We start from the raw sequence: 10073 nt of genomic DNA, 5'->3' as shown, positions 1-10073 counted from the left end.
GCGCAGCCGTTTCTCGCGAGAAGCCCGCCGACATGACCCGAATTGAAGCCCACGGACTGAAGATCGCACCCGTCCTGTTCGATTTTGTCGCCGAGGAAGCGACGCCGCGGACCGGCGTTACGCCCGATGCGTTCTGGGCGGGACTTGCCGCCATCGTCCACGATCTCGGACCGAGAAACCGCGAGTTGCTCGCGGTGCGCGATTCACTACAGGCGAAGATCGACGACTGGCATCGCGCCAATAAAGGTACGCCGTTCGACATGGGCGCCTACACGGCGTTCCTGACGGAGATCGGCTATCTGCAACCAGAGCCGGAGACGCGGCGGGTCGAGACCGCCAATGTCGATGACGAGATCGGAAAAATCTGCGGCCCGCAACTGGTGGTGCCGCTGACCAATGCGCGCTACGCGCTAAACGCCGCAAATGCGCGCTGGGGCAGCCTCTACGATGCGCTGTATGGCACCGACGCCATTGCGCACGAGGCCGACGAGGCCAAAGGCTATGACAGGGCGCGCGGCAATAAGGTCATTGCGAAGGCAAAGGCTTTCCTCGATTCGGCAGCACCGCTTTCGAATGGTGCTCATGCTGACGTCGCAGGCTACAGCGTGTTCAACGGGCAGCTGTCGGTCAAACTCAAAAACGGCGACACGACTGGTCTGATGAGGGAGTCGCAGTTCGCGGGCTACCAGGGCGATGCGCGTACTCCATCCGCGATCCTGCTCGTCAATCACGGCCTGCACATCGATATCCAGATCGACCGCGCCCACCTCATCGGCAAGGATGATCCCGCCGGCGTCGCCGACGTGATCATCGAGGCTGCCATCAGCACCATTCTCGACATGGAGGATAGCGTCGCCGCTGTCGATGCCGACGACAAGGTTCAGGTGTATCGTAATACGCTCGGCCTGATGAACGGCACCCTCACTGACACTTTTGAAAAGGGCCGCAAGACCGTCACCCGCGCCCTCAACCCCGACCGCCTCTACACCGCGCCGGACGGCGGACAACTCACGCTGCACGGACGCAGCCTGCTTTTGATCCGCAATGTCGGTCACCACATGTTCATCGACGCGGTGCTCGATCAGAGCGGCGCAGAGATTCCGGAAGGCCTGCTTGACGCAGCCGTATCAGGCCTGCTCGCAATTCATGATCTCAATGGAGTTTCGCAGACGCGGAACACCCGTAGCGGCTCGGTCTACCTGGTCAAGCCGAAGATGCACGGCCCCGACGAGGCAGCGCTGACTTGCGAATTGTTCGCCCGCGTCGAGACGATGCTCGGATTGCGGGAGAACACGCTCAAGATCGGCATTATGGACGAGGAACGCCGCACCACGGTCAACCTCAAAGCCTGCATCCAGGTCGCATCGAAACGCATCTGCTTCATCAATACAGGCTTTCTCGACCGCACCGGGGACGAGATTCACACCTCGATGCAAGCGGGCCCGATGATCCGCAAAGGCGAGATGAAGGCGCAGCCATGGATCAAGGCCTATGAGGACTGGAACGTCGACATCGGCCTGATCGATGGCTTGCCCGGTCGTGCCCAGATCGGCAAGGGCATGTGGGCCGCGCCCGACAGGATGGCGGACATGCTCGCGCAGAAAATCAGTCACCCGCAAGCGGGCGCCACCACCGCATGGGTGCCGTCGCCGACCGCGGCGACGCTGCACGCCTTGCACTACCATCAGATTGACGTGCCAAGGCGCCAGCAGGAACTGGAGGCGAGCGGGCGGCGCGCCACACTGTCCGATCTCCTCACCATCCCGGTGTCTCATTCGAACTGGACGCCCGAAGACGTGAAGCAGGAAATCGACAACAACTGTCAGGGCATTCTCGGCTATGTGGTGCGCTGGATCGATCAGGGCGTGGGCTGCTCGAAGGTACCGGACATCCACGACGTCGGCCTGATGGAAGATCGTGCTACGCTGCGGATTTCCAGTCAGCATTTGGCGAACTGGCTGCATCATGGGGTCGTCACCAGCGATCAGACGATGGACTCGCTCAAGCGCATGGCCGTCATCGTTGACGAACAAAACGCAGGCGATCCTCTCTACAAGCCAATGGCTCCGAATTTCGACAGCGTGGCTTTCAAGGCGGCCTGCGATCTGGTGTTCAAGGGCCGCGAGCAGCCAAACGGATATACCGAATACATCCTGACCGAACGACGGCGCGAGGCCAAGACGGAGCGCGTTGGATTGACGGTACGATCCCGCGAATGACCTGGCGGGTCTCCCGGGGCAGATCACTCGTCGCGTCAGTTGCACGCCGATATGGCGCACAGTCTATGCCTCTCGACGCGACCGTCTGCTCCGATCAAACGAGTCGGCTGGAGTCGGAACGCCGTTAAGGTCAGACTTTCCTAACAATACCTCGCTCGATCCGTGTGGCACATGACCCGCTAGCCTCGTCGCGGAACTTTAGCCGCAACAGCACGTTGGGGGTCATATCCCTCAGTTTTCAGGAGCGTTGGATGGCGAGCGATGGCGATGCGATAAAAAACCTGACCGACAAAGCGACCTACGACAGGCTCGAGAAAGATTTATCAGCCGTAAAGAACGAAATCACCGCATTAGCCGATCAAGTCTCGGACGCGCTCAATACGCTGACCGGCTCCGCCAAGAAGCAGGCCCGCCGCGGGTACAGGCAGGCGAGGGCGAATGTCGATTCCGTTCTCTCCGATGTCTCCGATCGCAGCAATGCAGCCCTTGACGCTGCGCAAAGCGCCGTCACGACCATCGAGGACACCCTGGAAGAGGCCATCCAGCAGCGCCCCCTCGCGACAGTGTGCCTCGCAGTGGGTCTAGGATTTCTGATCGGCGTCACGTGGCGTCGATGACCGTCTAGACGAATCCACTAAATTCTGCCGATCGGCCCGCACCCGGCCGATCGCGCCAATGGTTTCAACAAATGATTTCGTTTCAGATGAGGCATTGAATGTTTCAGCGGACAATCGATGACTTCAAGGAAAGCGCAGGCAGTGCTATGCGGCTGACGTGCCTGGCCCTGGTGGCTGCGTTTGCGGCCTTTGTCACGATCGTGTTCCTTTGCGCAGCCGCGTTCGTCTTCGTTTATCAAAACTACGGCTTGATCGAAGCGTGTCTGAGCGGGGCAGCGATTTTCTTGCTGATCACTTTGATCGCAGTCGTAACGTTAGTGATTCGACGAAAGGCCGCTAAGAAACGAGCGGCACAGCACGCTAAAGCCGCGACGCAGAACTTTCTCGCCGATCCGATGGTCGTGGCGGCGGGACTTCAGCTGGCGCGCGCAGTCGGCGTGAAGAAGCTGATTCCGATCCTGGCCGTCGGCGGCCTGGCGCTCGGACTGTTCGCTCGGGGACGTAACCGCGATGACGGGACTGATAACGGAGACGACGGCAACCCTCATGTCACGCAGCGACCAGGCTGAAGGTGTTCTGCAACGTCCGTGAGCGTACTCACCACCGGTTCGCATGCGATCGTTCGCTTGACCCGCATCGCGGGCGCGTGATGCGAATCTCGCTTCGTCATGTGATCGTTCACTTCCTGACCGGAGCTTCTCGGAATCCGGAATACGATTGACATATGCGGCAGGCTTTCCATCCTAATGGAAATGGTGCGGCCGATGGCGTGTGGAGATGGGACAATGCCGAGATCGGACTTAACGGCTCGATAGACCGCGGAAGTCGCGTCAGGGCTGGCCGCCTGATGGCCTGACTCAAGATGCACCGCGCCCAATGACAGGGTCGCCGCCAGACCGGCGAGGAATCCTGCGGATGTCTGAAACATCATTGTCGCCTCTTTCCTCAAGCTATCGCGCTCGCGGATCTGAACCGCCAGCAACAACGCCGTTCGGCAGACTTCGTTCACTGATGTTTTGAGAAAAAACAGGAGCGGACCGCTTGTCAGCACCCGCATTGCCTTGACCGCCGGTCCTTTCCGGATTGAGCGGCGATGACGATGTCGTTGATAAAGTCAGCCGCGTCCTTCCGTGGAGGTTATCACGTCACGACGCAGCGGCACGAGGCTCGCGATTGCGCGAATTCCGTTGGAAGAACAGCGCCTGACTGGCTACTGCCGAAACCATGGCGGGTTGGAACGGTTTCGAGATGAGGAACGCCGGCTCGGGCCGCTCGCCGGTCAGAAAGCGTTCGGGATAGGCTGTTATGAAGACAACGGGCACCTCGACCACGCGCAAAAGTTCGTTGACAGCGTCCAATCCCGAACTGCCGTCAGCGAGTTGGATATCGGCCAGAATGAGGCCCGGCTCCTTGGTCTTGGCGAGGGCGATCGCGTCGGCGTGGGTACGTGCAACACCGATCACACGGTGCCCTAGATTTTTGACGAGACTTTCCAGATCCATCGCAATAAACGTCTCGTCCTCGATAATGAGGACGTCCGTTGCGATTTCCGCCGCCATTTCGCGGCCGGCGATACCGCTTAGCTTGCGGACTTCAGCGACGTTGACCTCCAGAACAAACGCGGCCTCCTCCTCCGAAAAACCTTCCAGCGACAGCAGCAGGAAAGCCTGACGGGGAAGCGGGGTGATATTCGTCAACCGGCGCTCTGTCGGCGCGAGCGTCGGCACCTCGTCGGCGCCTCCGTTGATCGAGACTGAATTCCAGATTCGTGTGAACAGTCGGAACAGACCGGCGCGCGGCCCGTGCTGTTCGTCAAGCAGCGTCGGATCCTGAAGCAGCGCCTCTAACATGGCACCGACATAGGCGTCACCAGACGCCTGGCTTCCTGTCAGGGCGCGTGCATAACGGCGCAAAAGCGGCAAATGTTCAGCAACGACCTGTGATCGAAACATTCCCGTCCATCCTTTTCGAGATAACTCATGCTCGGGACCACAAACCGTCTGGCGTAAGCACTGCAAACGCCGCATCCCGGCCCCCCTCGCCTATCTACTCCCGAGCATCACAAAAGTTCCCCGGACCCGGAACTTTCGCATCATCATTGAATTAGGCTTTCATACGAGTTCCGTGGAAGCGGCGCGAAATACAGGGATTTCCAGTATTTTCAATATCTTGAAACTCGGGCGCGAAGTCATGAAAGATTCAAAGCCATCATCCGCCAAAGACGGCCTCAACGCCGAGATTCAATCCCGAATCGGCCATCAGCTTCGCGCCATGTATGACGACGTCGTGAGGCAGGGTGTTCCCGACCGGTTTGCCGAATTAATTCGAAAGCTCGATGCATCTGAGCCCGGGAAACCACACATAACCCCAACGGGCGATCTCGATGCAAAAAATGACGGGAGGGACTAATGCCTCTCACAGATTCATTACGCGAGGAAATTCTGGCATCGGTGCCGAACTTGCGCGCTTTTGCGATTTCGTTAAGCGGAAATGGCGATCGAGCCGACGACCTCGTGCAGGAAACTCTGCTCCGCGCGCTTGCTAATATCGATTCATTTCAGCCAGGATCGAACCTTCCGGCATGGCTGTTCACGATCCTTCGCAACCTGTTCCGCTCCGACTACCGCAAGCGGCGGCGGGAGGTCGAGGACTCAGATGGCAACTATGCGAAAACGCTGAAATCGCAGCCGAGCCAGAATGCTCACCTGGAGTTCGAAGAATTTCGGGCGGCGCTCGATAAATTGCCGCAGGACCAGCGGGAGGCTTTGATCCTCGTGGGGGCTTCAGGATTTTCCTACGAGGATGCCGCGAAGATCTGCGGATGCGCAGTCGGCACCATCAAGAGTCGCGTCAACCGCGCGCGATCGAAGCTGAGCGCCCTGCTTTATGTCGAGGGCACGGAGGATTTTGGACCCGACGACACCGTCAGGGCTGTAATCGGCAACGGCCGATAATTCTCGCCGCGCATCCAAATGGCCGAGAGCGGTAGTGGTGACGATCGCCGCTCATTCGGAGCTTGTCGAACCGCGGAGCTTGTCGAACAGGCTTTGGGATAAAACCTAAATCTGAGATGAACGCGGTTGAATCAAACTACTGGATTCGAAATCTGCATCGTACGATCTCGCTCGGTCAAATCCACGACGGTGTCCATGGGAGCGGCGAGTTCATAGACATAGCTCACCTCGGTAAAGTACCGCTTGGAGACGCCGCCCAGCGCCTCCGGCGCAACGCGATCCAGCAGAATGATGCCAAAATCGCTATCCTCGCGTCTTGTCGCCGCACTGGTGTTGAATTCTTCCCACCGAAAATGAAACAACGCCTCGTCGGCCTCGCCCTCGATCCCCCAATGCACCACAATATTCGGATGCTTGCCGACCAGCGAGAGTCCCTCGTCGGAATGCGATGCCAGCTCGAAGAACAGCAATGAGAGACTCTGAGCCGCCCGCGCGCTGACCGTGATATCAGGACCATGGATCGCGATGCGGTCGACGTGAGGGATGGCGCGAGCCTCGAACAATCCCCTCAGTTTGACGCCCTGCCACTGACTCTCGCTGAGCAGCGAAACCACATTGGACATGGCATGGATCCGGCCAATCAGCAATTCTCGGGCGACTTCGATGTCGGACCCGTGCCGCATCGTACGCGTGACGATCGATTGAATCACCGCGAGAATGTTTTTGACACGGTGATTGAGTTCATCGATGACGGCGGTCAATCGCCGCTCGAAGCCGATCCGAACCTGAATCTCCCGGCTCAACCGCAAATTATTATAGGCGACATATCCGAACAGTCCGCAAATGATACTTGTCAACGCAAGACCGATCGCGGCCACCACCGCGGCCAGTTTTTGCGCGCGGTGCATGGCATTCACTTTCGGGTAATAGCCAAGCGACCAGTCCCTGCCGCCGAAGATCACCGTCCGGAGCACCATCGGAACGGGACTAGCCCCCCAACCGAGACGCGAGGTGACATTGCCGCTGTCGTCGGCAATCAATTCCGAGCCCGGCTTGCGCGGATCTTTCAGGACGACGGAAAATAGCGACAGTTCATCATTCGTCAGCATCAAGGATGCCAGTTTATAGGAGAAAGTAACAAAGCCGGCGGCTGTCTCGCTGTCCTCCTGGAAAACCGGTGTTGCGATGACCAGCCCGATCGGCCCATCCCGCCCCATCAGATTGAGCGGATCCGATACGACGGAAGTCTTGGCTTGCATTGCTCGGGCGAACATCGGCCCCAAGATCGGGTGCTGATCGAGCGAGCGACCCAAGAAGGCGGCGGTTTGCGCATCTTGCGGTTCGACATCCATTATCACGTCGATCGGTTTGTCGATCGACCGCAGATCGCGCGGGGTGTCGTCAAAACTCCGGATTTGGGAATCTGGAAATCCAGCCGCTGCCAGAACAGCATGGGCCTGCGGAAATTCGCTCGGCTCAAGACATGCGACCCACCCGGCAATGACAAAATCAGTCTTGAAGGCATAGATCGAAGCACGCAATGGGTGGAGCATGTTGGCCTGCACCGCGGATGGCGACCGGAACAGCCCCGAGGCGACGCGCGCCAAAAGCTCTCGCTCGATGAGACGCTCCTGAACCAGGCTGGCGTGGACGTCGATGGCGCGCGACAGCGCAATGTTGTCGATTGCCAACTCCTGATCATGAGCCCGCCATGCCGCAAGACCGGAAAGAAAAATTCCGATGACGGCGACGAACCCAATGACGAAACCCAGCCGAACCACGCGCCTACCCGGAAATCAGGAAAATAACCATTCGCAACATTGGCCGGTCTCACCATTAACAGCAGCGTCCCGCCCTGACGATGCATCACATCAATCGTGCCGCGCCAGCATGGTTCCGCCTCCAGTTGCAAAAGCCGGAGACGATCGTTAACGGAGTCCGGCCCGCCGATCGTTCACTATGATGAAAGGTCCGCTCGCCCTCATTCGTCTGTGGCAATGCGCCTCTCCGCGAGGCGCGAGGCTCAGTCATCCAAATCGTTTTCGGGGAAACAAGATCAAGGCAGCAGCCGAGTACCATCGTGCCCTGAAAATCTCATCATTTGCACGGTGCCGGGCTCGGCTCCTACAATTGCGACCGGCAGAAAATGCTCGGTACGGCCTTGGATGGCGCTTTCGATCAGCACTCGGCGCGTCGCGCCGACCTCCGCCGCGAGCCGCCGCCGCAGCGCCGCGCTCGCCGCCGCCCGCAACTGCCTGGCGCGATCCCTGATCACCTCGGCCGCGACCGGCGGCATCCGTGCCGCAGGCGTCCCCGGCCGCGACGAATATGGAAACACATGCAGGAAGGTGAGATCACATTCGGCAACGAGGTCCAGCGACCGCGCGAACATGTCGTCGGTCTCAGTCGGAAAGCCGGCGATGATGTCGGCACCGAAGGCCACGTCCGGCCTCAGCCGCCGCACCTGCGCGCAGAAATCGATGGCATCGCGGCGCGAATGCCGCCGCTTCATCCGCTTCAGGATCATGTCGTCTCCGGATTGCAGCGAGAGATGCAAATGCGGCATCAACCGCTCCTCGTTCGCGATCGCATCCAGCAAATCGCGATCCGCCTCGATCGAATCGATCGACGAGATTCGGAGCCGCCTCATCTCCGGCACATGCCGCAGGATCTGCTTTACCAGTCCGCCCAGCCGCGTTCCGCTCGGAAGATCGGCGCCATAACTTGTGAGATCGACACCGGTCAACACGATCTCGGCGTGACCGGCCTCGACGAGCGCGCGGACCTGATCGACGACCGCGTCCATCGGCACCGAGCGGGAATTGCCGCGTCCGAAAGGAATGATGCAGAAGGTGCAGCGATGATCGCAGCCGTTTTGTACCTGCACAAAAGCGCGTGGCAGTCCGCCTTGAAAGCCATCGACGAGATGCGGCGCCATCTCGGTCACCGCCATGATATCGGCCACCGCGATTTTCTTCTCGGCCGTGATTTCCACATCAGGCGCGGCTAATGCGACCTGTGCGGCACGCCACGCCTCACTCCGCATTTTGTCATCGTTGCCAATCACGCGATCGACCTCGGCCATCTGCGCGAACATCGCCGGCTCTATCTGCGCGGCACATCCGGTAACGACGATGCGCGCCGAGGGTCGCTCGCGCCTTAAGCGGCGGATCGATTGCCGTGTTTGCGCCACTGCCTCGTTGGTCACGGCGCAACTGTTGATGATGACGACCTCGTCAAGGCCGGCATCTTCCGCGTTGCGACGGATGACTTCGGATTCGAAGGCGTTGAGCCGGCAACCGAAGGTAATGACGTCGACTGACATTAGGCCACCGACGTGAACAGCGCCGGATCGAAGGTACCTTCATATTCGAATACGGCCGGACCGGTCATCAGCACATGCTCATCGCGCTCGCGCCATTCGACGGTCAGGCTGCCGCCGGGAAGCGTGACATGGACGATGCGATTGGTCCGCTTGAGCCGCACCGCCGCCACCGCCGTCGCGCAGGCAGCTGAACCGCAAGCCTTCGTCAGGCCCGCGCCCCGCTCCCAGGTCCGCATCGTGATGTGATCGCGATCTACGATATGCGCCAGCGTGATGTTGGCGCGCTCGGGAAAGACCGGATGGTTTTCCAGCAGCGGCCCGAAACGGGCGAGATCGTAGACATCGATGTCGTCGACCCAGAAGATCGCGTGGGGATTACCCATGCTAACCACGGACGGCGAATGCAGCACCGGCGCGTCGATCGGCCCGATTTGTAACTCGATATAGCGGGTATCGCGGAATTCCTCGGCGAGCGGAATGTCCCTCCAGTCGAATTTTGGCGATCCCATGTCGACGGTGTAGAGACCAGGCGCGGAGTCTCGCCAGCAGTTCAAAAGACCGGCGCGCGTTTCGAAGGTCAGCGCGGCCTTACCTGTCGCCTCGAAGATCTGGCGCGCCACGCAGCGCATGCCGTTGCCGCACGCATTGGCTTCCGAGCCATCATTATTGTAGATGCGAACGAAGGCCTCGGTGCCTGATGTCCGCGGGGGTTGCAGAACCATCAATTGATCATAGGGAACGCCCGCCGGTGATGCGACAGCACGCGCCTCCTCGGCCGTGACCGCGGCGGAGCTGTCGCGAAGATCGACAACGACGATCTCGTTGCCGATCCCATTCATCTTGCTGAAAGCATGATTTGCGAGCGCGCCCATTGGTTTTCCAGTTTCCGGCGTTCCTTTTCCGGCATCCGCCTTCCGCGACTTTATATGGCGAATGCGCGCCAGTTGACCAGTGTCAC

General features: G+C 59.7%; 10 protein-coding genes. 5 read left to right on the top strand and 5 right to left on the bottom strand.

Translation table 11 applies throughout. The annotated features are described in order from the left end of the window. The first annotated feature begins 32 nt into the window (after positions 1-32). The 3 genes from ACZ5IL_RS05310 to ACZ5IL_RS05300 all read left to right on the top strand — a co-directional run bounded on the left by ACZ5IL_RS05310 (position 33) and on the right by ACZ5IL_RS05300 (position 3405). Positions 33-2219: a malate synthase G gene (locus ACZ5IL_RS05310; protein WP_464595606.1), complete on the top strand. Its 2187-nt coding sequence runs from the start codon at positions 33-35 to the stop codon at positions 2217-2219. 251 nt (positions 2220-2470) lie between these two features. After that, positions 2471-2836: an ElaB/YgaM/YqjD family protein gene (locus ACZ5IL_RS05305; RefSeq protein ID WP_464595604.1), complete on the top strand. Its 366-nt coding sequence runs from the start codon at positions 2471-2473 to the stop codon at positions 2834-2836. A gap of 98 nt (positions 2837-2934) precedes the next feature. Beyond that, positions 2935-3405: a hypothetical protein gene (locus ACZ5IL_RS05300; RefSeq protein ID WP_464595602.1), complete on the top strand. Its 471-nt coding sequence runs from the start codon at positions 2935-2937 to the stop codon at positions 3403-3405. Here ACZ5IL_RS05300 and ACZ5IL_RS05295 read toward each other — a convergent pair. Both ACZ5IL_RS05295 and ACZ5IL_RS05290 read right to left on the bottom strand, forming a co-directional pair. Then, positions 3381-3764, bottom strand: coding sequence for a hypothetical protein (locus tag ACZ5IL_RS05295; RefSeq protein ID WP_464595601.1), 384 nt, complete (start codon positions 3762-3764; stop codon positions 3381-3383). The two genes, ACZ5IL_RS05300 and ACZ5IL_RS05295, sit on opposite strands and share 25 nt — an antisense overlap. A gap of 217 nt (positions 3765-3981) precedes the next feature. Continuing rightward, the gene (locus ACZ5IL_RS05290; protein WP_464595600.1) at positions 3982-4788 is read right to left on the bottom strand and encodes a response regulator; all 807 of its coding nucleotides are present in this window, start codon (positions 4786-4788) and stop codon (positions 3982-3984) included. Between the two features lie 238 nt (positions 4789-5026). Here ACZ5IL_RS05290 and ACZ5IL_RS05285 point away from each other — a divergent pair, with 238 nt between their 5' ends. Together ACZ5IL_RS05285 and ACZ5IL_RS05280 are read left to right on the top strand one after the other, a co-directional pair. After that, the gene (locus tag ACZ5IL_RS05285; protein ID WP_464596826.1) at positions 5027-5245 is read left to right on the top strand and encodes a NepR family anti-sigma factor; all 219 of its coding nucleotides are present in this window, start codon (positions 5027-5029) and stop codon (positions 5243-5245) included. After that, positions 5245-5790 carry a sigma-70 family RNA polymerase sigma factor gene (locus ACZ5IL_RS05280; protein WP_079448039.1) on the top strand — a complete coding sequence of 182 codons (546 nt, stop codon included), beginning with the start codon at positions 5245-5247 and terminating at the stop codon, positions 5788-5790. Before ACZ5IL_RS05285 ends, ACZ5IL_RS05280 begins: the two co-directional genes overlap by 1 nt. A gap of 131 nt (positions 5791-5921) precedes the next feature. Here ACZ5IL_RS05280 and ACZ5IL_RS05275 read toward each other — a convergent pair whose 3' ends face one another. From ACZ5IL_RS05275 to dapF, 3 genes are all read right to left on the bottom strand, one after another. Further along, a complete protein-coding gene (locus tag ACZ5IL_RS05275) occupies positions 5922-7571 on the bottom strand; it encodes a CHASE domain-containing protein (protein WP_464595599.1) in 1650 nt (549 codons plus the stop codon). A gap of 275 nt (positions 7572-7846) precedes the next feature. Next, complete coding sequence (gene mtaB / locus ACZ5IL_RS05270) at positions 7847-9115, bottom strand: tRNA (N(6)-L-threonylcarbamoyladenosine(37)-C(2))-methylthiotransferase MtaB (RefSeq protein ID WP_464595597.1); 1269 nt, start codon at positions 9113-9115, stop codon at positions 7847-7849. Beyond that, complete coding sequence (gene dapF, locus ACZ5IL_RS05265; protein ID WP_464595595.1) at positions 9115-9987, bottom strand: diaminopimelate epimerase; 873 nt, start codon at positions 9985-9987, stop codon at positions 9115-9117. The genes mtaB and dapF overlap by 1 nt, the downstream gene beginning before the upstream one ends. Positions 9988-10073: the final 86 nt, after the last annotated feature.

The organism is Nitrobacter sp. CN101, assembly GCF_055390255.1.
This window is presented reverse-complemented; position numbering and strand designations above follow the sequence as displayed.